The sequence below is a fragment of the Rhodovulum sp. ES.010 genome, from assembly GCF_900142935.1.
Taxonomy (GTDB): domain Bacteria; phylum Pseudomonadota; class Alphaproteobacteria; order Rhodobacterales; family Rhodobacteraceae; genus Rhodovulum.
The window spans coordinates 442,489-463,386 of sequence record NZ_FSRS01000001.1; the positions used below are offsets into that span (position 1 = coordinate 442,489).

Below are 20,898 nucleotides of genomic sequence, written 5' to 3' on the forward strand. Positions count from 1 at the left end.
GGACAGGCCATGGCCAAATCAGAGGATTATGAGGCCTTCGAGGACCAGATCGAGGCACTGGAAACAACGCTGGGCGGGGCTCGGGGCACCGCCGCGGCCTTCGAGCTTGAACTGGTCCGCATGCGCGAGAGCCTGACACTGACCAACCGAGAGGTAGGCGCGCTCTCGCGTTCGATCGGCCGCGGGTTGCGCAGTGCCTTCGACGGACTCGTCTTTGACGGGATGAAGCTGTCGGACGCGTTGAAAACGGTCGCCAATTCTATCGTGAATGCGACCTACTCCGCCGCGATCAAGCCGGTGCAGAACCAGTTGGGCGGTTTGATCGCGGGCGGGATCGAGGGGTTGGTGAACGCCGCCCTGCCGTTCGGCAAGGGCGGTGCCTTTACGCAGGGCCAAGTCATCCCCTTCGCGACGGGAGGGGTCGTTGACCAGGCCACGTATTTTCCAATGCGCGGCGCGACCGGGCTGATGGGCGAGGCGGGCCCCGAGGCAATCTTGCCGCTTTCGCGCGGGGCGGATGGTCGGCTCGGTGTTCGGAGCGAGGGCGGCGGGCGGCCCGTGCAGGTGGTGATGAACATCACGACGCCGGACTTGCAGGGTTTTGCCCGAAGCCAGAGCCAGGTCGCCTCCGAAATGAGCCGGCTGATCGCGCGCGGGCAACGCAATCGGTAACGAGGAGGAGGGCAAATGTCATTTCACGAAATCCGGTTTCCGGCAAATCTCAGTTTCGGCTCGCTTGGCGGGCCGGAGCGGCGGACCGAGATCGTGGCGCTGGCCAACGGGTTCGAGGAGCGGAACACGCCTTGGGAGCATGCGCGGCGCCGGTATGATGCGGGCGCCGCGATGCGCTCGCTCGACGATGTCGAGGCGCTGATCGCGTTCTTCGAGGCGCGGCGCGGCCAGCTTTATGGGTTCCGCTGGAGGGACTGGTCCGACTACAAGTCCTGCCTGCCCTCGCACGCGCCGGGAGCGGCCGACCAGACGATCGGTCACGGCGACGGGGCGACGGCAGAGTTCCAACTGGCGAAGACCTATGTCTCGGGTGACCATTCCTACCGGCGTCCGATCGCCAAGCCGGTAGCGGGCACGGTGAAGGTGGCAGTCGACGGCGCGGAACTTGTCGAAGGGGGCGGGTTCGAGGTTGATACCGCCGCCGGCATGGTCACCCTTCAGGCCGCGCCAAAGCTGGGCGCGGCGGTCACGGCCGGTTTCGAGTTCGACGTCCCGGTGCGTTTCGATACCGATCGCATCCACACCTCGGTCGCGAGCTTTCGCGCGGGTGAAGTGCCCTCTGTGCCCGTCGTGGAGGTGCGGGTCTGATGGCGATTCCCGAGGCATTCCAAAGCCACCTTACCGGCGGTGCCACGACCCTGACGCGGGCCTGGGCAATTACCCGGCGCGATGGGGTGGTGCTGGGTTTCACCGACCATGACTGTGACCTTGCCTTCGAGGGCATCACCTTTCGTGCCGAGACGGGCATGAGCGCCAAGGCGCTCAGCCAGACCACCGGGCTTTCGGTCGACAACTCGGCCGCGGTCGGTGCGCTCAGTTCCGAGGCCATCAGCGAGGACGACGTGGCCGCGGGCCACTATGACGGGGCCCACCTGCGTATCTGGCTGGTGAACTGGACGGACGTCGCCCAGCGCGTGGCGCTCTTCGACGGATCGCTGGATGAGATTACCCGCTCGGCCGGGGCATTCGAGGCGGAACTGCGAGGACAGGCCGAGGTGCTGAACCAGCCCCAGGGCCGCGTTTACCAGGCACCCTGTGGTGCGGTTCTTGGCGATGCCGCCTGCGGCTTCGATACTTCCCAGCCGGGGTTTTCCGCCGATCTTGTGCCGGATGCGGTGGAAAGCCGGCGCATCTTCCGGTTCGAGGAGTTGGCCGGATTGCAGACCCGCTGGTTCGAACATGGCCGTCTCGAGGTGTTGTCGGGGCCGGCGGCTGGTCTCTCGGGCACGATCAAGTCCGACCGCGAAGAGAACGGGGTCCGCATCGTCGAGCTCTGGTCTTCTATCCGCGGGCCGTTGTCTGCCGGCGATACGGTGCGGCTGGTCGCGGGGTGCGATCGCCGCCCCGACACCTGCCGCTGGAAGTTCAACAACTTCGAGAATTTCCGCGGCTTTCCCCACATTCCGGGCGAGGACTGGCTGATGACCTATCCGACGAGTTCGGGAGTGAATGACGGCGGGAGCCTGAAATCATGAGTGCGATTGGAAACCGGGTGGCCATGGAGGCGCGGCTGTGGATCGGCACGCCCTATCGCCACCAGGGCTCGCGCATCGGCGCGGGGGCGGATTGCCTTGGGCTGTTACGCGGGGTCTGGCGGGCTCTCTACGGCACGGAACCCGAGGCGGTCCCGCCCTATACGCCGGACTGGTCTGAGCCACAGGGCGAGGAAACACTCTGGGAGGCGGCCCAGCGCCACCTCGTCGACAAGCCCGTGGGGAACGCCGCGCCCGGTGACGTGATCCTCTTTCGCCTTCGCGATACGGGCGTGGCCAAGCATCTTGGCGTGCAGGGGCGTGCGGGCGCGCAGGCAAGCTTCATTCACGCCTACCAAGGCCACGGTGTGGTCGAGAGCCCGCTTTCAGCCCCTTGGGCGCGGCGCATCGTGGCGCGCTTCGAATTTCCCGAAAGGACGTAAGGCATGGCGACAATCGTTTTGTCGGCGGCTGGCGCGGCCGCGGGCTCGGCACTCGGTGGCTCCGTGCTCGGCTTGTCGAGTGCGGTGATAGGTAGGGCCGTCGGCGCGACCATCGGCCGGGTGATCGACCAGCAGCTTCTGGGCACCGGCTCGCAGGCCATCGAGACCGGCCGGGTCGACCGTTTCCGGCTGTCGGGCGCGAGCGAAGGCATGCCCTTGATCCGGCTCTGGGGGAGGTCGCGCCTGTCAGGGCAGGTCATCTGGGCCTCACGCTTCCGCGAGCAGGTTACGACATCGGGCGGCGGCAAGGGGGCGCCCTCAAAACCCAAGACGCGCGACTACAGCTATACGGTCAGCCTGGCCATTGCACTCTGCGAGGGTGAGGTTGCGCGGGTGGGGCGCATCTGGGCCGACGGGACCGAGATTGCACCCGACGAACTGAACATGAGGGTCTATCGCGGCAGCGAGGACCAGTTGCCCGATCCGTTGATCGAAGCGATCGAGGGCGCAGGACAGGCGCCGGCATATCGGGGTGTGTCATACGTGGTGATTGAGGACCTCGATCTCGGCCGCTTCGGCAACCGCGTGCCGCAATTCTCGTTCGAGGTGGTGCGCGCGGCAAAGGGCGAGACCGAGGACCTTGCTCATCTTGTGCGGGGGGTCGCGCTGATCCCAGGCACCGGGGAGTATTCGCTCGCCACGACGCCGGTGCATTTCGAGGACGCGCCCGGCGTGGCCCGGTCTGCCAACGTGAACAGCCCCAGCGGTCGGACCGACTTCGCCTCCTCGCTTGAAACCCTGCGCGGCGAGTTGCCGAACGTGCGCTCCGTGTCATTGGTGGTCAGTTGGTTCTCGGGCGACTTGCGTTTGGGCGAGGCCCAGGTTGCTCCGAAGGTCGAGCAGGGCACGCATGAAGGCAAGCCGATGCGTTGGCGCGTAGCGGGGCTGTCGAGGTCCGATGCAGAGGTCGTTCCCCGCATCGATGGGCGTGCGATCTATGGTGGCACGCCGGCCGATCAAAGCGTGATCGAGGCCATCGAAGCGCTGCGAAACGGCGGGCAGGGGGCGGTGTTCTACCCGTTTATCCTGATGGACCAGTTGTCCGAAAACGTGCTGACCGACCCCTACACGGGAGAGGTGGGCCAGCCGCACCTGCCCTGGCGTGGCCGGATGACGCTGTCGCACGCGCCGGGACATCCCCTGTCGCCCGATCGCACCGAGACCGCTGCAAACGAGGTCGCTGCGTTCTTCGGCACGGCGCATCCCGACGATTTCACCTTCGATGGGGAGACCGTGCGCTTCACCGGAATCGACGGGTGGAGCTATCGCCGCTTCATTCTGCACTACGCGCATCTTTGCGCCGCGGCCGGTGGCGTGGAGGCGTTCTGCATCGGGTCGGAACTGCGTGGAATCACCACAATACGGGGTCTCGGCAACACATTTCCGGCAGTCGAGGCGCTGCGCGCTCTGGCGGCCGATATACGTAGCGTGCTGCCGGATTCGAAGATCGGCTACGCCGCGGACTGGAGCGAGTATTTCGGCTATCACCCCTCCGACGCACCGGGCGACGTTTTCTTCCATCTCGATCCGCTTTGGGCCGACCCCAACATCGATTTCGTCGGCATCGACAATTACATGCCGCTGTCGGATTGGCGCGAGGGCGAGGCGCATGCGGATGCCGACTGGGGCGCGATCCATGCTCTGGACTATCTCAAGGCAAATATCGAGGGCGGCGAGGGCTTCGACTGGTAATACCCCCGTCCGCAGGCCCGCGACGCGCAGAGCCGCGTGCCGATCACAGACGGCGCCCATGGCGAGCCTTGGGTATGGCGCTACAAGGACATCCGCAACTGGTGGACCAATCCGCACCATGACCGCGTGGACGGCCTGCGCCTGGAAAGTCCGACCCCCTGGATGCCGCGGTCCAAGCCGATCTGGTTCACCGAGTTCGGCTGCGCGGCGGTCGACAAGGGAACCAATGCTCCGAACCTGTTCAGCGACCCGAAATCGTCCGAGACCGCCTTGCCTCCTTACTCCACCGGCGGGCGCGACGACCTGATCCAACGGCAGTACCTGCGGGCGATGCTGACCTATTGGGCCGCCCCCGGTAACAACCCGGTTTCGGATGTTTATGGCGGTCCGATGGTCGACCTGTCGCGCGCCCATGCCTGGGCCTGGGACGCACGACCCTTTCCGAGCTTTCCTGGGAACCGGGAACTCTGGGCCGATGGCGATAATTATGACTGCGGGCATTGGTTGAATGGACGCGCTTCGGCGCAGGCACTGGATGCTGTAGTTCGTGACATCTGTCTTGCGTCAGGTGTCGCCGATCCCGACGTAAGGGGGCTGTACGGCTTGGTGCGCGGCTATGCGGTCAGCGAGATCGATGGTGCGCGCGCCGCCCTTCAGCCGCTGATGCTTGCCTATGGCGCGGAGGCGGCCGAGCGGGAGGGGCGACTGGTCTTCTTCAATCGAGATGGTCGTCCTCGGACCGAGATCCATCCCGGCGATATCGCCGTGGGGGATGGCAAGGGCGGCGATATCGAACTGATCCGCAGCCCCGAGGCAGAAACGGCCGGCCGGGTGCGTCTGAGCTTCGTGGAATCGGATGGCGCCTACGAGACGCGCGCCGCCGAGGCAATCCTGCCCGACGAGGAAAGCCGTACGGTCTCGGCGAGCGAACTGCCGCTGGTGCTGACGGGCGGCGAGGGGCAGGCCGTTGTCGAGCGCTGGCTGGCCGAGGCAGGGGTCGCTCGCGACCGCGCTCGGCTGTCGCTCCCGCCCTCGACGCTGGGGCTCGGCGCAGGCGACGTCCTGCGCCTGCCCGACGGGGATTTCCGCATTGACCGGGTCCACCTAGCCGGCCTGCGCGAGATCGAGGCGGTACGGGTGGAGCGCGGGATTTATCCGCCGCCGAATCGCGATGCGGCGCCTGTGCCCCAACCCGCCTTCGTCGCGCCGGTGCCGGTGCATGCGGAATTCCTCGACCTGCCGTTGTTGACCGGCGAAGAGGTGCCGCACGCCCCTCATCTTGCGATCTCGGCCAAGCCCTGGCCCGGAAGCGTGGCCGTCTATTCCGCCGTCAGTGACGCTGGCTACGCGATGAACACGCTGATCGGACAGGCCGCGGTGATCGGCGTGACCGAAAACCCGCTCGCCGCCGCCGAACCCGCCCGTTGGGATCGCGGCCCTGCCCTGCGGGTCAGGCTGTCGGATGGGGCGCTCTCTTCGGTGGGGGAGGCCGAGTTGCTTGCCGGTGCCAATGCGGCAGCCATCGGGGACGGCAGCGCGGCCAACTGGGAGGTCTTCCAATTCGCCGAGGCCGAACTGGTCGCGCCGCTCACCTATGACCTGCGGTTGCGGGTGCGGGGGCAGGCGGGCACCGACGGCACAATGCCCGTGCTCTGGCCCGAGGGCAGCCGTTTCGTGCTGCTTGACGGGCGGGTCGGGCAGATTCGCTTGTCGCTTGCCGCGCGGGGACTCGACCGCCACTACCGCATCGGGCCGGGCTCGCGGCCCTACGACGACGCCTCGTATACGCACAGGGTGGCTGGGTTCGATGGGGTCGGCCTTAGACCCTACGCGCCCGGACACCTGCGCGCGCGCCGGGACGGCGCGGGCGGGCTGACCGTCACCTGGATCCGCCGCACCCGGATTGACGGCGACAGCTGGACCTCGGTTGAAGTTCCGCTGGGCGAAGAGCGGGAGGCCTATCACCTGCGTGTCCTCGGTGCGGGCGATGCGGTGCTGCGGGAGGCCCAGATGGAGGCGCCTTGCTGGACATACACCGCGTCGATGCGAGCGGCGGACGGGGCGACGGGCCCCGTCGCGCTCGAGGTGGCGCAACTGTCCGACCAGTTCGGACCCGGACCCTATCGGAGGATCGATATCGATGAGTGACACCGCGAACCTGTCCCTGCCGCTGGTGCAGGCCGCCCAGGCACAGAAACACGTGACCGTGAACGAGGCGCTGGTCCGGCTCGACGCGCTGGTCCAGCTCAGGCTTGAAAGCGTGAGCCTGTCCGTACCACCGCTTGGGGCCCCGGACGGGCTGGCCTTCGGCGTGGCCGCCGGGGCGTCCGGTGACTGGACGGGGCGTACGGGACGTATCGCGATCGCCGATAATGGGGGCTGGCTCTTCGCCACGCCGCAGGACGGCTGGCGGGCCTGGGTCGCCGACCGGGGCGCGGAAATGCGCCATGACGGCAGCGGTTGGCGGCCTGTGCCGCACGTGGGGGCGATCTCGCCTTCCGGGGCGGTCTTCGCGCCCCGGGTGTTGGAATTCGAGCATGTTATCCTGCCGGGCGGCGCGCAGCCGACGGCGGAGATGATTCCGTCCCACGCCATGCTTTTCGGTGTGACCGCGCGGGTCGTCGACCCGATCACCGGCACGCTTTCGGCCTGGAGCCTCGGCATCGAGGGCGCTGAAAACCGCTTCGGCGCCGGCCTGGGCCTGGACCTCAACTCCTATGCGCATGGCGTGCTTGGCAGCCCGATGACCTATTACGGGCCAACGCCTCTTACCCTGACCCCCGAAGGGGGCACGTTCACGGTCGGCACCGTGCGGCTCGCGCTGCACTACGCCGAACTCGGCTTACCGGGCACGGTCTGAGCCGATGCGCCCGGTTCTGCATGGCGACGCCGTGTGCGCCGCGCGCGCGCTTCATGCGCGTCCGCCCGCCGAACGCCCATTCGCGCTGGCGCGGCTGATGGCCCGCGCCGAGGCGGCCGATGCCTATCGTAAGCGGTTTGGCCGGGCGCATCCGGCTTGGGGGAACGGCTCGCTGATGGCGCTTGCGGCGCGCGAGGATTTGCCGCCGGAGCCGCCGTTGGACGATCCCGACTACTGCCGCTGCCTGGCCCGCGTCTTTGCCGCCATCGCGGAGTGGCGCGAGGTCAAGGCCCGGCTCAGCGGGCGCAATTGATGCAGGTCGGTGCCGTGGGGTCGAGATCTAGCCGGCGCGCCCCGATCCCTTCCCCGCACTCCGTGCAATAGCCGAACTCCCCGTTCTCGATCCGAGCGAGTGCCGCTTTGATGCGCCGCTCTGCGCCGGCGCGGCGGCCCTGCTGCGCCTTGGCCATCGCCTGCTGTTGTAGAGCATCCATCCGGCTGAGCCGGCCGACCGACTGCTGGTCGAGTTCGACAGTCCGCGTTCCCTCGTTCCCCAGCGCCGCGTCAGTCTCGAGTTCGGCCAGTATCGCCTCGAGCCTTTCACTGTAGCGGGCGACTTGTTGTGCGTCCATTGTCACATCCCCGCGCGCGGCTCCTGGCGGACTTGGTCTTGCCAGGATATCTGGTGTAGCCTTGTGCTGCAACGAAAGGGAACGCGCATGGCCGAGACGAAACCGCGCCTGACCGAACTGGATCCGGTCTGGAAACGCATTTGCGAAGAGGCCGAAGAGGCTGTGGCGGACGAGCCGCTGCTTGGCGGCTTGATGCATTCCAGCCTTCTCCACCATGGGGGGCTCGACGACGCGCTGGCCTATCGCTTCGCTCTGAAACTCTCCAACGGCGAGATGTCCGAGCAACTCTTGCGAGAGATTGCGGATGCCGCCTACGCCGCCGATCCGGCGCTGGGCAAGGCCGCGCGGGCCGACCTGGTGGCGGTCCACGACCGCGATCCGGCATGCCATCGCTACATCCAGCCGATCCTGTTCTTCAAGGGCTATCAGGCGCTTCAGGCGTATCGTGTGGGCCACTGGCTGTGGCAGCAGGGGCGCCGCGACATGGCCTATTTCGTGCAGATGCGCGTGTCCGAGATGTTCGGCGTCGACATCCACCCGGCCGCCCGCATGGGCCGGGGGCTCATGATCGATCATGCCCATTCCATCGTGATCGGCGAGACGGCGGTCGTCGGCGACAACGTGTCGATGCTGCACTCGGTGACACTGGGCGGCACCGGTAAGGAAGAACAGGACCGCCACCCCAAGATCGGCGACGGCGTGCTGATCGGCGCGGGGGCCAAGGTGCTGGGCAATATCCGCGTCGGCTGCTGCTCGCGTATTGCCGCGGGCTCGGTCGTGCTGCAGGACGTGCCCGAGAAGTCCACCGTTGCGGGCGTGCCCGCACGCATCGTCGGTGAGGCCGGATGCGAACAGCCCTCGGTGACGATGGACCACCGACTGAATGGCGGCAGCTCGGGCTGACTGCGCCTTGGGCACCGATGCGTGACCGGCACGGGCGTGGCTTTCCTCCCCCGTGCCTCCCCCACGACCGGTTCGCCTCTGCGCGCCGATAGGGGTGCAATTGTGCATTCCGACCGCTCTGGTCGTCTCTTTTCCCTCGTCTTTGCCGTCTTGTCGCCGGTCGTCCTGAGATGTCCGTGCCGATCTGACCGCGCGATGTCCTGCGGGAAATCCCTCGCGTTGAGCCGAGCAGTCTGCTAGAATTTCGTTTAACGTTAAACTAGTTGCCGCGCAGGGAGGCGCTGCCTGATGGCCACGCGAAGGACCCCCGCAAAAACGACGTCGAAATCGGGTGATAAATCAAATAGTTCAAAGGAAGAGCTGCTGAAGTTCTACCGCGAGATGCTGCTCATCCGACGATTCGAGGAAAAGGCCGGGCAGCTTTACGGCATGGGGCTGATCGGAGGGTTCTGTCATCTCTATATTGGTCAGGAGGCGGTCGTCGTCGGGCTCGAGGCGGTTGCCGAAGAGGGCGACAAGCGCGTCACCTCCTACCGCGACCACGGCCACATGCTGGCCTGCGGCATGGACCCCAAGGGCGTGATGGCCGAGCTTACGGGCCGCGCCGGCGGCTATTCCAAGGGCAAGGGCGGCTCGATGCACATGTTCTCGAAGGAGCGCCATTTCTATGGCGGCCACGGGATCGTTGGCGCCCAGGTTCCCATCGGGGCCGGTCTCGCCTTCGCCGATCAGTATCTCGGCACCGGCCGCGTCACCTTCACCTATTTCGGCGACGGCGCGGCCAATCAGGGCCAAGTCTACGAAACCTACAACATGGCGGAACTCTGGGATCTGCCGGTGATCTTCGTGATCGAGAACAACCAGTACGCGATGGGCACGGCCGTCAAGCGGTCCACCAAGTCGCCCAATCTATGGGAGCGCGGCGCAGCCTATGGCATCCCGGGCGAGGAGGTCGACGGGATGGACGTGCTTGCGGTGAAGGCGGCCGGCGAGAAGGCGGTAGCCCACTGCCGCGCGGGCAAGGGGCCCTACATCCTTGAAATCATGACCTACCGCTATCGCGGCCACTCGATGTCGGACCCGGCCAAGTACCGCTCGCGCGAGGAGGTGCAGAAGATCCGCGAAGAGCGCGACGCGATCGAGCATGTGCGCGAACTGATCCTGCAGGGCAAGCATGCCTCGGAAGACGAATTGAAGGCCATCGACAAGGAGATCAAGGGCATTGTCAACGAGGCGGCCGAGTTCGCCAAGGACAGCCCCGAGCCGGCGGTCGACGAGCTCTACACCGACATCTACGCAGACACCGCACCGCAGAACGTCTGAGGGAGGCTGTCGCATGGCGACCGACGCGATAGGGCCGCGAGGCCGAGGGGCGCGCCGATGCCGACGATAATCTGCGACGAAAAGCGCTTCGTGTTCATGCACATCCCGCAGACGGCGGCAACGACAGTGGGCAGTCAGCTTCGATATCTGTTGCCGCACGATCCGGCGTTCGCGATTGGAACCGGGCATCATCCCCAACTCGGCGAATTCTGCAACGACCACCGGACCCTCCGGCAAATCGAGATCACCGATCCTGCGGCGCGCGACTGTATCCGGTGCTACGAGGCCGTGGCGGTGTGCCGCGAACCGGTTTCGCGCTTTCGGTCGGCGCTGGGCCAGTTGTGGCTCAACACGAAGGACGGCGCGCTTGCTGAACTCTCCCGCCCGGCGCTCGAGACCTTGGTGGACGAGGATATCTCTAATCTGGCGAACGCGCGGCTCGACACGCTCCTGATGATCTTTTTTTCGGCGTCGGCGCGACTACGTGTTCCTCGATGGCGAGCAACTGGTGGATCAGGTGTTCGGCATGAACGAACTCGAGCGGTTGGCCGGGTTCCTCGCCGATCGCATCGGCGTGCATGTAGAGGTAGGCAAGTCGGATCGAAGCGCCGTCGATCAAGCTTGCAAACAGCACAAGCAGAAAAGCGTGTACGGTCCTTTGATCCCCATGCTGCGCCGCACGCCGCCGCCGTCCGTCATCCGCGTGCTCCGAAAGTCTGCGATGTCGAGGATCGACCAGAATGCCGCACGGTGCTTTTCTGCAGTCATCGAGGCGGGCGGGCGCCTAGCCTTTCTCAAGAACTACTACGCACCCGATTTCGAGCTCTTGGAACGCGCCAGATCCGCCCCGACCGGGGTGGAAGACGTTCCCCGGGCCGCATCCTAAGGAGACCGACGAATGGCAACCGAAATCCTGATGCCCGCGTTGTCGCCCACGATGGAGGAGGGTACGCTCGCCAAGTGGCTGGTGAATGAGGGTGACACGGTGTCCGCCGGCGACATCCTAGCCGAGATCGAGACCGATAAGGCCACGATGGAGTTCGAGGCCGTGGACGAAGGCATCCTTGGCAAGATCTTGGTCGAAGCCGGCACCGACGGGGTCAAGGTCAACACGCCGATCGCGGTTCTCGTCGAGGAGGGCGAGGATGCGGAGGCCGCGGCGAAGGACGCGCGGGAGACCGCGCCGGCGGCCGACGCGGGCGGCAAGGCGGCCCCCGACGGGGGCTCCGCGCCGGTCGCAGCCCCGGCCCAGCCGAAAAGCGCGACGTCGGCCGCCGAGCCCGAAGTGCCCGACGGCACCGAGATGAAGACCACCACCGTGCGCGAGGCGCTGCGCGATGCCATGGCCGAGGAGATGCGCCGCGACGACACGGTGTTGCTCATGGGCGAGGAGGTCGCCGAGTACGAAGGCGCCTACAAGATCAGCCAGGGGCTCCTCGACGAGTTCGGCGCGAAACGCGTGATCGACACCCCGATCACCGAGCACGGGTTCGCGGGTCTCGGTGTCGGCGCGGCCTTCGGGGGCCTGCGTCCGATCGTCGAGTTCATGACCTTCAACTTCGCGATGCAGGCGATGGACCAGATCGTGAACTCGGCGGCCAAGACGCTTTACATGTCGGGTGGCCAGATGGGCTGCCCGATGGTCTTCCGCGGCCCCAATGGCGCGGCCGCCCGGGTCGCCGCCCAGCACAGCCAGGACTATGCCGCCTGGTATGCACACATCCCCGGCCTCCGGGTCGTCCAGCCCTATTCGGCGGCCGACGCAAAGGGCCTTCTGAAAATCGCGATCCGCGATCCGAACCCGGTGATCTTCCTGGAAAACGAAATCCTCTATGGCCGCTCCTTCGAGGTGCCGCAGCTCCAGGATTTCACCGTGCCGCTCGGCAAGGCGCGCGTCTGGCGCGAAGGGTCCGACGTCACCTTGGTCAGCTTCGGCATCGGCATGACCTATGCGCTAGAGGCGGCCGAGGCGCTCGCCAAGGACGGGATCGAGGCCGAGGTGATCGACCTGCGCACCCTCCGCCCGATGGACACCGCCACCGTCATCGAAAGCGTGAAGAAGACCAACCGCTGCGTGACCGTGGAAGAGGGCTTCCCGGTCTGCTCGATCGGCAACCACATCTCGGCGGTCCTGATGCAGGAGGCGTTCGACTGGCTCGACGCGCCCGTGATCAACTGCACCGGCAAGGACGTGCCGATGCCCTACGCGGCGAACCTCGAACGGCTCGCGCTGGTGACCACGAAAGAGGTCATCGAGGCGGTCCGCCAAGTCACCTATCGCTGAGGAGAGTGGCATGCCCACGGAAATCCTGATGCCCGCCCTCTCGCCCACGATGGAGGAGGGCACGCTCGCGAAATGGCTGGTCAAGGAGGGCGATACCGTGTCGGCGGGCGACCTCCTGGCCGAGATCGAGACCGACAAGGCCACGATGGAATTCGAGGCCGTCGACGAGGGCACGCTGGGCAAGATCCTGATCCCTGGCGGCACCGAGGGGGTCAAGGTCAACACGCCGATCGCGGTGCTGCTGGAGGAAGGCGAAAGCGCCGAGGACATCGCCGCCGACGCGCCTGCGCCGAAGCAGCGCCGTGAGGCCGAACCGGCCGACGCGGGCGGCGAGGCGGCCCCCGAAGGGAGCTCCGAGCCGGCCGCCGCCCCGCCCGCGCCGACGACCGACACGGGCGAGCGCATCTTCGCCTCGCCGCTCGCCCGAAAAATCGCCGAGGAAAAGGGGCTGGATCTGTGCCAGATCAAGGGCTCCGGGCCCCGCGGACGGATCGTCAGGGCGGACGTGGAGAATGCCCGGCCTGCGGCGGCGACGGACGCCCCTGCCGCGCGGGATGGCGCGGCCCTCCCCGCCGCCGCCAGCCAGCCCACGGGACTCTCGCCCGACGCGGTGGCGAAGATTTATGCCGACCGGGCACATGAAGAAGTCACGCTCGACGGCATGCGCCGGACCATCGCCCAGCGGCTCACCGAGGCCAAGCAGACGATCCCGCATTTCTACCTGCGGCGCGACATCCGCATCGACGAGCTGCTCGCCTTGCGCGCGCAGATCAACCGCCAGCTGGAGCCCCGCGGCGTCAAGCTCAGCGTGAACGATTTCATCATCAAGGCCTGCGCGTTCGCCCTTCAGCAGGTGCCCGCGGCGAACGCCGTCTGGGCCGGGGACCGCATCCTGCAACTGCAACCCTCCGACGTGGCCGTTGCCGTGGCCATCGAGGGCGGCCTGTTCACGCCGGTGCTCCGCGATGCCGAGACCAAGTCGCTCAGTCAGCTCTCGGCCGAGATGAGAGACTTCGCCGCGCGTGCCCGCGAGCGCAAGCTCGCCCCCCAAGAATACCAGGGCGGCAGCTTCGCGGTCTCCAATCTCGGCATGTACGGGATCGACAACTTCGACGCGGTCATCAATCCGCCCCACGGCGCGATCCTGGCGGTCGGCGCGGGCGTGAAGAAGCCTGTGGTGACCGAGGCGGGCGAGGTCGCGATCGCCACGGTGATGTCGGTCACGCTCAGCGTGGACCACCGGGTGATCGACGGTGCGCTCGGCGCCGAACTTCTGCAGGCGATCAAGGACAATCTCGAAGCGCCCATGGCGATGCTCGCCTGACCCGCGGCAACGAACGCCCGCCGCCGACGTTACCATGGCGTGGTAAACGCCAAGAGGGGGACGTTCGATGGACTGGAAACAGGCGCTCACCGAGGGTCAGACCCATAGCGAGGATTACGTGGGCCGGCAGAAGGAGCCGGCAGAGGGCTTTTTCGCGCTGCATCGCGCGACACTCGACCCCGGTGCGCTGGACACCCGGCAGAAGGAGCTGATGGCGCTGGCCATCGGCATTTCGAAGCAGTGCGTCGATTGCATCGGGTTCCACACCAAGGCGGCGATGGAAGCTGGCGCCACGCGGGCCGAGATCGAGGAAACCGTCTCGGTCTGCATCATGATGGGCGGGGGACCGGCCCTGATGTACGGCACCAAGGCGTTGGAAGCTTTCGACCAGTTGCACGGCTAGAGCGCTAGAACCAGCCCGCTGCCGGGCCGCGTGCCTTAACGGATGACGATCTCGTCGGCGCGGATCAGTCCGAGCACCGCGCGGGCGCGTTCGTCCAGCAGGTCGAGATCGAGGTAGCCGTCCGACAGGCGCCGGGTCTTGTTTTGCAGCGCGAGCAGTTCCGCCTCGAGGGCGGCCTTCTGTGCGCGTAACCTCTCGGCATCGGCCTCGATCTGGATGCGGCGGAACAGCCCGAAATCGCCCTGCACCGCGGCGAAGGTGAAATACATCGCCAGCGAGCACCCGATACCTAGGAAAATCAGCGCGCCCAAGGCCGGGCGCTTGCGCGGTCCGCTCATGTCATCAGCCTCTGCCACCGCCTCTTCCGTGCGGCTGGCAGAAGTCTAGAGCATGGGCGCGCGCAAGGGAATCCCCCAATTCCGGCGAGGTCCGGGGGTCACTCCTCCAGCGCAGCGACGCCGGGCAGGGTCTTGCCCTCCATCCATTCCAGGAAGGCGCCGCCCGCGGTCGAGATGTAGCTGAAATCCTCTGCCACGCCCGCGCCGTTGAGCGCGGCCACCGTGTCGCCGCCCCCCGCGACCGAGACGAGGCTGCCCGCCTTCGTCAACTCGGCCGCCTTCCTTGCGGCCGCGTTGGTCGCCGCGTCGAACGGGTCGATCTCGAACGCGCCGAGCGGGCCGTTCCAGATCAGCGTCTTGCACTGCCCGAACACCTCTTCGATTTTCGCGACGGTTTCGGGGCCGGCGTCGAGGATCATTGCGTCCGCCGGGCATGCATCGGCGCCGACCGTCTCGTTCTCGGCGCCGGCCTTGAACTCGCGCGCGCAAACCACGTCGACCGGCAGAACGATCTCGCAGCCCGCCGCGCGGGCCTTGTCCATGATGTCGCGTGCGGTGCCGGTCATGTCGTGCTCGCAGAGCGACTTGCCGACATTGATGCCCTGCGCCGCGAGGAAGGTGTTGGCCATGCCGCCGCCGATCACCAGGTGATTGACCTTCGCCACGAGGTTGCCCAGGAGGTCGAGCTTGGTCGAGACCTTGGCCCCCCCGACAACGGCCGCCACCGGGCGCACCGGGTCCGACAGCGCGCCGTCCAGCGCCTTCAACTCGGCCTCCATGTTGCGCCCGGCGCAGGCGGGCAGGAGCTTGGCGATCCCTTCCGTCGAGGCATGCGCGCGGTGCGCTGCCGAAAAGGCGTCGTTGACGTAGACATCGCCGAGTGCGGCGAGCGCGGCGGCCATCTGCGGGTCGTTCTTCTCTTCGCCTTCGTGGAAGCGGGTATTCTCCAGCAGCAGGATATCGCCCTCGCTCAGTGCGGCGACGGCCTGTTTCGCGGGCAGCCCGATGCAGTCCTCGGCGAAGATCGCGCCGCGGCCGAAGGCGGCCTCCAGCGCCGGCAGGGTGACTTTCAGGCTCATCTCGGGCACGACCTCGCCCTTCGGCCGGCCGAAATGCGCCAGAAGGACCGGCTTGCCGCCCTTGTCGAGAATGTCCTTCACCGTGGGCACGATCCGCTCGATCCGGGTCGCGTCGGTGACGCGGCCATCCTCGACCGGCACGTTGATGTCCACGCGCACCAGCGCGACCTTTCCGGCGAGGTCCATGTCGTCGAGTGTCTTCCAGGCCATGCGTCATCCTCCCGCAGGTTCAGCTTGCGCGCTTGATCGCGCGAAACGCGGCCAAAGGTCAATGCTCGCGCGGCCGGCGCCCCTTTCCTTCGCCAATCGGTCGCACTAGGCTCTCGCGCGAACATTGCAGGCAGGAGGCGCCGGAATGGCCGAGATCAAGGACCCCGAGAATACCATCGTGATCGAGCTGAAGGACGGCCCCGTCACCGTCGAGTTGCTGCCCGACGTGGCGCCCCAGCATGTCACGCGGATGAAGGAACTGGCCCGCGCCGGGGCCTACGACAACGTCGTCTTCCACCGGGTGATCGACGGCTTCATGGCCCAGACCGGCGATGTGGCCCATGGCAATGCCGAAAAGGATTTCGATCTGCGCCGGGCGGGCACCGGCGGCTCGGACCTGCCCGACCTGCCGGCAGAGTTTTCCAGGCTGCCCCATGACCGGGGCACGATCGGCGCGGCGCGGGCGCAGAACCCCAACTCGGCCAATTCGCAGTTCTTCATCAACTTCACCGACAACCATTTCCTGAACGGCCAGTACACCGTCTATGGCCGGGTCATCGAGGGGATGGAGCATGTCGACGCCATCACCCGTGGCGAGCCGCCCGCCAATCCCGACCGGTTGCTCAGCGTGAAGGTGGCCGCCGATGCGTGAACTGGCCCTCGTCCTGATGCTCGCCGCCGGCCCGGCCGCCGCCACCGGCCTCGAGATCGAGATCGCCGGAGAGGGTGCGAACGGCTCCGTCCATATCGACCTTTTCGAAGAGATCGCGCCGAACCACGTCGCCCGCATCACCGACCTGGCAGGGCAGGGCGCCTATGACGACGTGGTCTTCCACCGCGTCATCGAGGGCTTCATGGCGCAGACCGGCGATGTGGCCTTCGGCAAGATGGGCGGCGACATGCGCCGCGCGGGCATGGGCGGGTCCGACGGGCCCGACCTCGCTGCGGAGTTTTCCGACGAGTCGTTTCAGCGCGGCACGGTGGGCATGGCCCGCGGGCCGGACCCCGACAGCGCCAATTCCCAATTCTTCATCATGTTCGCGCCCGCGCCCCATCTCGACGGGCAATATACCGCGGTGGGCGAGGTGACCGAGGGCATGGAGGTGGTCGACGCGATCAAGCGCGGCACTGGGCGGAATGGCGCCGTCGTGGGTCCGCCCGACCGCATGGTGACGGTGACCGTCACCGAATGAGGCAGCGCCCCTGACACGAAACCTTCAAACGCCGCTGCTAGGCGTCAGCAGGGTTTAGGCAAAGGGGGTAACGCCATGAAACGGATTCTGATGACGACCGCGCTTGCCGGTCTCCCTGTCGTGTTCGCCGACGCCGCGCTCGCGCAATGCGTGCCGGACAATCCGGGCGACGGCGCGGCGGTGGTCTGCGGCGGCGATGACACCGACGGTTTCAACCAGGACGATTTCAGCGAGGACAACCTCGACGACATCGATCTCACGGTGCTGCCTTTCGCGACGGTGACGCGCAGTGGCGGCGACGCGGTGAAGGTGGATGACGGGCTGGTGCTGCTCAATGACGGGCGTGTCGAGGTCCTGGCCGCATCGCCCGACCCGGACTCCAGCGACAACGCGATCAGCGCGGACAACGACGCCGACATCACGAACCGTTTCGACGGCCTCATCGCCGCGACCGACACGGCGGTGAATGCCGGCGACGGCCTGTATCTCACCAATGACGGCCTCATCAGTTCCAGCGGCGACGAGGGCGTCGAGGCGGGCGACGACGCGACCATCCTGAATGGCGGCATCATCTCTGCCGTAGACAAGGCAATCGATGTCGGCGACGTGCTGACGCTGACCAATGACGGCTTCATCGAGTCGCTCGCGGACGAGGGCGTGCAGGCCGGGGACGGGTCGTTCATCGAGAACTACGGGTCCATTTCCGCGCCGGACAAGGCCCTGGACCTCGGCAACGGCGTGACCCTGATCAACGACGACTTCATCGAGTCGACCGCGGATGAGGGCGTCGAGATGGAAGACGATGCCGCGGTCACCAACTATGGCACGATCAAGGGCTTCGATGACGCGCTTCAGGTGGGCGAGAATGCCGTGATCGAGAATTACGGCACGATCGAGAACACCCAGGCGCCCGGCAACCCCGACCCACAGGACGCGATCGATATCGATTCGGGCCGCATCACCAACGGGTCGACCGGGGTCATCAAGTCGGTCACCGACGCGGCCATCGATTTCGACGAGGCCGAAGGGGACGGCCTCATCGTGAACCGCGGCCGCATCGAGGGCACCCGCGCGGTCGAGACCGACTCGGCGAACGCGCGCTCCCAGATCGTGGACAACCACGGCCAGATCATCGGCACGAGCGGGCTGGCGCTGAACCTTGGCGCCGGCGCGGATGCGCTGAACATGTATCGCGGCGGAACGGTCGATGGCGGTGCCGATTTCGGGGTCGGGATCGACAGCCTCTGGTTCGCGTCTGATTTCTTCGAGGATGCGGTCGGGCTCTTCGGCGGCGGCGCGATCTTCGACGGGGCGGGCAGTTTCGACACCGTGGAGTTCGCGGGCGTGATGGAATCCGACATCACCGGCGTCTCGTTTTCGGGCGACGTGCTCAGCCTCGGGCTTTTCGGCACGGCCGAGTTGCGGTTGACCGCTTGGGAGCGTTACGTCTTCGAGGACGTGACCCTGCGGTTCGATGGAGCCGCGGGCTTTGCCCCGGTCCCGCTGCCCGCGCCGCTCTTGATGCTGCTCGGGGCGCTGGGCGGGCTTGCCCTGGTCCGGCGGCGCGCGGCCTGAACCCGCGGGCATTCCGCTCCCTTCGGATCGCGGCGCCCAGCGCCGCGGTCATGGCATTTTTCTTGCGCCATATGGGCTGAGGCCGGCGCGCCCCGGCGCTTCGTCGCCGCCGTCCGGCAGGCTTCTTCTTGGTCCAAATACTCCGGGGGTCCGGGGGCAGCGCCCCCGGCGTGTCGGCTTGGCGTCGCCAAGCCGACACCGCTCCGCCGCGGTCCTGTTCATCGGTCGCGATATCGCCGGGAAGGGGGCCGCATGCCCGCGACCTCTGGACCTTCCACCCCGCTTGCGCCATATCTCGGGAAAGCGGCGCGGAGGATCCGATGGGCGCGATCGATACCCTGATGAAATACGTCACCTGGTGGCATGGCCAAACGCTGGGCACCCGTCTCTTCACGGCGCGCCACGGCCAGAAGGTCGGCGAAGATGCGCAGGGCAATGTCTTCTACCAGTCCCGGGCTGGCAAGCGCCGCTGGGTGATCTATGACGGCGAGGTCGAGGCGAGCCGCATCTCGCCCGACTGGCACGGCTGGCTGCACCACACCTATGATGCGCCCCCCAGCGAGAAGCCGCTGCCGAAGAAGTCCTGGGAAAAGCCGCACCGGCCCAACCTGACGGGCACGCCGCAGGCCTATGCGCCGCCGGGCTCGATCCGCCGGCCCGAACCGGCGCCGCGGCAGGACTACGAGGCCTGGCAACCGGAATAGGCGCATGGCTGAAAGCTACACCACCACCGAGGTACTGACCGGGGGCGCGGTTCTTGCCGTCGCCCTTGGCTTCCTCGTCTATGCCGGCAACGCGACCGGGCTCGGCGGCGGCACGGCGGGACAGTACGAACTGACCGCCAGCTTCCGGTCGGCCGAGGGGGTGAGTGTCGGCACCGACGTGCGGCTGGCCGGCGTCAAGGTCGGCACGGTCACCGATCTCACGCTCAATCCCGAGACGTTCCGCGCGGACGCGCGCTTCACCGTCGACGACGGCGTGGCGCTGCCCGACGACAGCGCGGCGCTGGTCGCCTCGGAGGGGCTCCTGGGCGGGACCTTCGTCGAACTCGTCCCCGGCGGCTCGCCCTTCGAGCTCGAACCGGGGGACGAGGTGCTCGACACGCAAGGGGCGGTGAGCCTGATCTCGCTTCTCATGAAATTCGTTACCTCCTCGGCCGAGGAGGGCGGGTGATGGTTCTCCGCCCGGCGCTTTTCGTGCTCGCGCTCGGCGTAGCGCCCGTGACCGCCCAGGACGTGACCTGGGACCCGGACAGCTGGACCGAGGACGGCTGGACGGTGGAGGGGCTCGACGATCTGCCCTCGGGCGAGGAGATGCTGCAGAACCAGCTGAACGGCACGGCGCCCGGGACCGGCGCGGACAGGGCCCGGCCGCGCGGCAGGCCCCTCGACACCGTCGAGCGTGAGGACCCCCTCCAGATGTATTCGACTGAGAGCGCCCCGCGGGCGGAACCGGTGGTCGTCACCGAGATGGCCGGTGGGGGCGCGGTGCTGCGCGGGCTCGACAAGGTCTCGGGCACGACGGCGGATCTCGCCCTCGGGCCGGGTGGCCGCGCGACCTTCGGGCGGCTCGAGGTGATCTTGCAGGAATGCCGCTATCCCGCGGACAACCCCGCCTCCGATGCCTTCGCCTTCGTCGAGATCGCCGAGCCGGGCGCGGCGGGGCGGCTGTTTTCAGGCTGGATGCTGGCCTCCAGCCCCGCGCTCAACCCGCTCGACCACGCGCGTTACGACATCTGGGTTCTGCGCTGCAACAATGCCTGACCGGTGGCGGGTGTCTCGGGCGCGGTGAAGTCGGCCGGCGTCTCCAGCGCCTCTTGCAGTCGGGCCATGTAGGCCGCGCGGGAGACCTCGATGGCGCCGAGCCGGCTGAGATGCGGGGTGACGAACTGCGTGTCGAAGAGCCGGAAACCGCCCGCCCCCAGCCGGTCCACCAGATAGGCCAGCGCGATCTTCGAGGCGTCGGTGCGGCGCGAGAACATGCTTTCGCCGAAGAAGGCGCCGCCCAGCGTCACGCCATAGACGCCGCCGACCAGCAGATCACCCTCCCACACCTCCAGCGAGTGCGCGTGCCCGAGAGCGTGAAGCTCGCGGTAAAGCGCGAAGATCGTCTCGTTGATCCAGGTCTCGTCGCGGTCGGCGCAGCCCGCGACCACCCCCGCGAAATCGCGGTTCACCCGGATCGTGAACGGGTCGCGGCGGATGCGGCGGGCCAGGCTGCGCGAGATGTGGAAGTCGTCCAGCGGGAAGATGCCGCGCCGCCGCGGATTGACCCAGAACAGGCCGGGGTCGTCGCGCGATTCCGCCATCGGAAAGATGCCCGTGGCATAGGCGGAAAGCAGCATGCGGGGCGTCAGATCGTCGACCGCCATCCTT

22 protein-coding genes and 1 pseudogene are annotated in these 20,898 nt (G+C 67.1%); 19 read left to right on the forward strand and 4 right to left on the reverse strand.

Annotation, left to right across the window (positions count from 1 at the left end; genetic code table 11):
- The first annotated feature begins 9 nt into the window (after nucleotides 1-9).
- The 7 genes and pseudogenes from BUR28_RS02240 to BUR28_RS02270 all read left to right on the forward strand — a co-directional run bounded on the left by BUR28_RS02240 (nucleotide 10) and on the right by BUR28_RS02270 (nucleotide 7,572).
- Nucleotides 10-672 carry a phage tail tape measure protein gene (locus BUR28_RS02240; RefSeq protein ID WP_074218635.1) on the forward strand — a complete coding sequence of 221 codons (663 nt, stop codon included), beginning with the start codon at nucleotides 10-12 and terminating at the stop codon, nucleotides 670-672.
- A 15-nt stretch (nucleotides 673-687) separates the two neighbouring features.
- Nucleotides 688-1,320, forward strand: a complete 633-nt coding sequence (locus BUR28_RS02245) for a DUF2460 domain-containing protein (protein ID WP_074218636.1) — start codon at nucleotides 688-690, stop codon at nucleotides 1,318-1,320.
- Nucleotides 1,320-2,207 carry a DUF2163 domain-containing protein gene (locus tag BUR28_RS02250; protein ID WP_074218637.1) on the forward strand — a complete coding sequence of 296 codons (888 nt, stop codon included), beginning with the start codon at nucleotides 1,320-1,322 and terminating at the stop codon, nucleotides 2,205-2,207. Before BUR28_RS02245 ends, BUR28_RS02250 begins: the two co-directional genes overlap by 1 nt.
- Nucleotides 2,204-2,647: an NlpC/P60 family protein gene (locus BUR28_RS02255; protein ID WP_074218638.1), complete on the forward strand. Its 444-nt coding sequence runs from the start codon at nucleotides 2,204-2,206 to the stop codon at nucleotides 2,645-2,647. Before BUR28_RS02250 ends, BUR28_RS02255 begins: the two co-directional genes overlap by 4 nt.
- Before the next feature lie 3 nt (nucleotides 2,648-2,650).
- Nucleotides 2,651-6,547, forward strand: a pseudogene (locus BUR28_RS02260) (glycoside hydrolase/phage tail family protein).
- Entirely contained in the window at nucleotides 6,540-7,259 is a 720-nt protein-coding gene (locus BUR28_RS02265; protein ID WP_074218639.1) for a DUF2793 domain-containing protein, read from the forward strand. The pseudogene BUR28_RS02260 and the gene BUR28_RS02265 overlap by 8 nt, the downstream one beginning before the upstream one ends.
- Before the next feature lie 4 nt (nucleotides 7,260-7,263).
- Nucleotides 7,264-7,572, forward strand: a complete 309-nt coding sequence (locus BUR28_RS02270; RefSeq protein ID WP_074218640.1) for a DUF7742 family protein — start codon at nucleotides 7,264-7,266, stop codon at nucleotides 7,570-7,572.
- Here BUR28_RS02270 and BUR28_RS02275 read toward each other — a convergent pair.
- A complete protein-coding gene (locus tag BUR28_RS02275; protein WP_074218641.1) occupies nucleotides 7,556-7,891 on the reverse strand; it encodes a TraR/DksA family transcriptional regulator in 336 nt (111 codons plus the stop codon). The two genes, BUR28_RS02270 and BUR28_RS02275, sit on opposite strands and share 17 nt — an antisense overlap.
- 87 nt (nucleotides 7,892-7,978) lie before the next feature.
- On the opposite strand from BUR28_RS02275, the gene cysE reads away from it, so the two are divergent.
- The 6 genes from cysE to BUR28_RS02305 all read left to right on the forward strand — a co-directional run bounded on the left by cysE (nucleotide 7,979) and on the right by BUR28_RS02305 (nucleotide 14,128).
- Entirely contained in the window at nucleotides 7,979-8,794 is an 816-nt protein-coding gene (gene cysE / locus BUR28_RS02280; protein WP_074218642.1) for a serine O-acetyltransferase, read from the forward strand.
- A gap of 288 nt (nucleotides 8,795-9,082) precedes the next feature.
- Nucleotides 9,083-10,117, forward strand: a complete 1,035-nt coding sequence (gene pdhA, locus BUR28_RS02285; protein WP_074218643.1) for a pyruvate dehydrogenase (acetyl-transferring) E1 component subunit alpha — start codon at nucleotides 9,083-9,085, stop codon at nucleotides 10,115-10,117.
- A 484-nt stretch (nucleotides 10,118-10,601) separates the two neighbouring features.
- Entirely contained in the window at nucleotides 10,602-11,003 is a 402-nt protein-coding gene (locus tag BUR28_RS20515) for a hypothetical protein (RefSeq protein WP_083626374.1), read from the forward strand.
- A gap of 12 nt (nucleotides 11,004-11,015) precedes the next feature.
- Entirely contained in the window at nucleotides 11,016-12,401 is a 1,386-nt protein-coding gene (locus BUR28_RS02295) for a pyruvate dehydrogenase complex E1 component subunit beta (RefSeq protein WP_074218645.1), read from the forward strand.
- A 10-nt stretch (nucleotides 12,402-12,411) separates the two neighbouring features.
- Nucleotides 12,412-13,725: a pyruvate dehydrogenase complex dihydrolipoamide acetyltransferase gene (locus BUR28_RS02300; RefSeq protein WP_074218646.1), complete on the forward strand. Its 1,314-nt coding sequence runs from the start codon at nucleotides 12,412-12,414 to the stop codon at nucleotides 13,723-13,725.
- A 67-nt stretch (nucleotides 13,726-13,792) separates the two neighbouring features.
- Nucleotides 13,793-14,128 (forward strand): carboxymuconolactone decarboxylase family protein, encoded by a 336-nt coding sequence (locus BUR28_RS02305; protein ID WP_074218647.1) that lies wholly within the window; start codon nucleotides 13,793-13,795, stop codon nucleotides 14,126-14,128.
- A 35-nt stretch (nucleotides 14,129-14,163) separates the two neighbouring features.
- Here the strand turns inward: BUR28_RS02305 and BUR28_RS02310 are convergent, their stop codons facing one another.
- Both BUR28_RS02310 and pgk read right to left on the reverse strand, forming a co-directional pair.
- Nucleotides 14,164-14,466, reverse strand: a complete 303-nt coding sequence (locus BUR28_RS02310; RefSeq protein ID WP_074218648.1) for an FtsB family cell division protein — start codon at nucleotides 14,464-14,466, stop codon at nucleotides 14,164-14,166.
- A gap of 98 nt (nucleotides 14,467-14,564) precedes the next feature.
- Nucleotides 14,565-15,755 carry a phosphoglycerate kinase gene (gene pgk, locus BUR28_RS02315; protein ID WP_074218649.1) on the reverse strand — a complete coding sequence of 397 codons (1,191 nt, stop codon included), beginning with the start codon at nucleotides 15,753-15,755 and terminating at the stop codon, nucleotides 14,565-14,567.
- 145 nt (nucleotides 15,756-15,900) lie between these two features.
- Here pgk and BUR28_RS02320 point away from each other — a divergent pair, with 145 nt between their 5' ends.
- The 6 genes from BUR28_RS02320 (at nucleotide 15,901) to BUR28_RS20520 (ending at nucleotide 20,286) form a co-directional block, all read left to right on the forward strand.
- Nucleotides 15,901-16,407 (forward strand): peptidylprolyl isomerase, encoded by a 507-nt coding sequence (locus BUR28_RS02320; RefSeq protein ID WP_074218650.1) that lies wholly within the window; start codon nucleotides 15,901-15,903, stop codon nucleotides 16,405-16,407.
- Nucleotides 16,400-16,948 carry a peptidylprolyl isomerase gene (locus BUR28_RS02325; RefSeq protein ID WP_074218651.1) on the forward strand — a complete coding sequence of 183 codons (549 nt, stop codon included), beginning with the start codon at nucleotides 16,400-16,402 and terminating at the stop codon, nucleotides 16,946-16,948. The genes BUR28_RS02320 and BUR28_RS02325 overlap by 8 nt, the downstream gene beginning before the upstream one ends.
- A 75-nt stretch (nucleotides 16,949-17,023) precedes the next feature.
- Nucleotides 17,024-18,523 carry an autotransporter outer membrane beta-barrel domain-containing protein gene (locus BUR28_RS02330; RefSeq protein ID WP_074218652.1) on the forward strand — a complete coding sequence of 500 codons (1,500 nt, stop codon included), beginning with the start codon at nucleotides 17,024-17,026 and terminating at the stop codon, nucleotides 18,521-18,523.
- 320 nt (nucleotides 18,524-18,843) lie between these two features.
- On the forward strand, nucleotides 18,844-19,227 hold the full coding sequence (locus BUR28_RS02335; RefSeq protein ID WP_074218653.1) for an NADH:ubiquinone oxidoreductase subunit NDUFA12: 384 nt from the start codon (nucleotides 18,844-18,846) through the stop codon (nucleotides 19,225-19,227).
- Nucleotides 19,228-19,231: 4 nt separating this feature from the next.
- Entirely contained in the window at nucleotides 19,232-19,696 is a 465-nt protein-coding gene (mlaD, locus tag BUR28_RS02340; RefSeq protein WP_074218654.1) for an outer membrane lipid asymmetry maintenance protein MlaD, read from the forward strand.
- Entirely contained in the window at nucleotides 19,696-20,286 is a 591-nt protein-coding gene (locus BUR28_RS20520; protein WP_254813673.1) for a DUF2155 domain-containing protein, read from the forward strand. The genes mlaD and BUR28_RS20520 overlap by 1 nt, the downstream gene beginning before the upstream one ends.
- On the opposite strand, the gene aat is transcribed toward BUR28_RS20520, so the two are convergent.
- Nucleotides 20,250-20,894, reverse strand: coding sequence for a leucyl/phenylalanyl-tRNA--protein transferase (gene aat, locus BUR28_RS02350; RefSeq protein ID WP_074218655.1), 645 nt, complete (start codon nucleotides 20,892-20,894; stop codon nucleotides 20,250-20,252). The two genes, BUR28_RS20520 and aat, sit on opposite strands and share 37 nt — an antisense overlap.
- Nucleotides 20,895-20,898: the final 4 nt, after the last annotated feature.

Bases quoted from the DNA above. Each gene is read 5' to 3' on its own strand.
- BUR28_RS02240 (WP_074218635.1), top strand. From the start codon at position 10: ATGGCCAAATCAGAGGATTATGAGGCCTTCGAGGACCAGATCGAGGCA.
- BUR28_RS02245 (WP_074218636.1), top strand. From the start codon at position 688: ATGTCATTTCACGAAATCCGGTTTCCGGCAAATCTCAGTTTCGGCTCG.
- BUR28_RS02250 (WP_074218637.1), top strand. From the start codon at position 1,320: ATGGCGATTCCCGAGGCATTCCAAAGCCACCTTACCGGCGGTGCCACG.
- BUR28_RS02255 (WP_074218638.1), top strand. From the start codon at position 2,204: ATGAGTGCGATTGGAAACCGGGTGGCCATGGAGGCGCGGCTGTGGATC.
- BUR28_RS02265 (WP_074218639.1), top strand. From the start codon at position 6,540: ATGAGTGACACCGCGAACCTGTCCCTGCCGCTGGTGCAGGCCGCCCAG.
- BUR28_RS02270 (WP_074218640.1), top strand. From the start codon at position 7,264: ATGCGCCCGGTTCTGCATGGCGACGCCGTGTGCGCCGCGCGCGCGCTT.
- BUR28_RS02275 (WP_074218641.1), bottom strand. From the start codon at position 7,891: ATGGACGCACAACAAGTCGCCCGCTACAGTGAAAGGCTCGAGGCGATA.
- cysE (WP_074218642.1), top strand. From the start codon at position 7,979: ATGGCCGAGACGAAACCGCGCCTGACCGAACTGGATCCGGTCTGGAAA.
- pdhA (WP_074218643.1), top strand. From the start codon at position 9,083: ATGGCCACGCGAAGGACCCCCGCAAAAACGACGTCGAAATCGGGTGAT.
- BUR28_RS02295 (WP_074218645.1), top strand. From the start codon at position 11,016: ATGGCAACCGAAATCCTGATGCCCGCGTTGTCGCCCACGATGGAGGAG.
- BUR28_RS02300 (WP_074218646.1), top strand. From the start codon at position 12,412: ATGCCCACGGAAATCCTGATGCCCGCCCTCTCGCCCACGATGGAGGAG.
- BUR28_RS02305 (WP_074218647.1), top strand. From the start codon at position 13,793: ATGGACTGGAAACAGGCGCTCACCGAGGGTCAGACCCATAGCGAGGAT.
- BUR28_RS02310 (WP_074218648.1), bottom strand. From the start codon at position 14,466: ATGAGCGGACCGCGCAAGCGCCCGGCCTTGGGCGCGCTGATTTTCCTA.
- pgk (WP_074218649.1), bottom strand. From the start codon at position 15,755: ATGGCCTGGAAGACACTCGACGACATGGACCTCGCCGGAAAGGTCGCG.
- BUR28_RS02320 (WP_074218650.1), top strand. From the start codon at position 15,901: ATGGCCGAGATCAAGGACCCCGAGAATACCATCGTGATCGAGCTGAAG.
- BUR28_RS02325 (WP_074218651.1), top strand. From the start codon at position 16,400: ATGCGTGAACTGGCCCTCGTCCTGATGCTCGCCGCCGGCCCGGCCGCC.
- BUR28_RS02330 (WP_074218652.1), top strand. From the start codon at position 17,024: ATGAAACGGATTCTGATGACGACCGCGCTTGCCGGTCTCCCTGTCGTG.
- BUR28_RS02335 (WP_074218653.1), top strand. From the start codon at position 18,844: ATGGGCGCGATCGATACCCTGATGAAATACGTCACCTGGTGGCATGGC.
- mlaD (WP_074218654.1), top strand. From the start codon at position 19,232: ATGGCTGAAAGCTACACCACCACCGAGGTACTGACCGGGGGCGCGGTT.
- BUR28_RS20520 (WP_254813673.1), top strand. From the start codon at position 19,696: ATGGTTCTCCGCCCGGCGCTTTTCGTGCTCGCGCTCGGCGTAGCGCCC.
- aat (WP_074218655.1), bottom strand. From the start codon at position 20,894: ATGGCGGTCGACGATCTGACGCCCCGCATGCTGCTTTCCGCCTATGCC.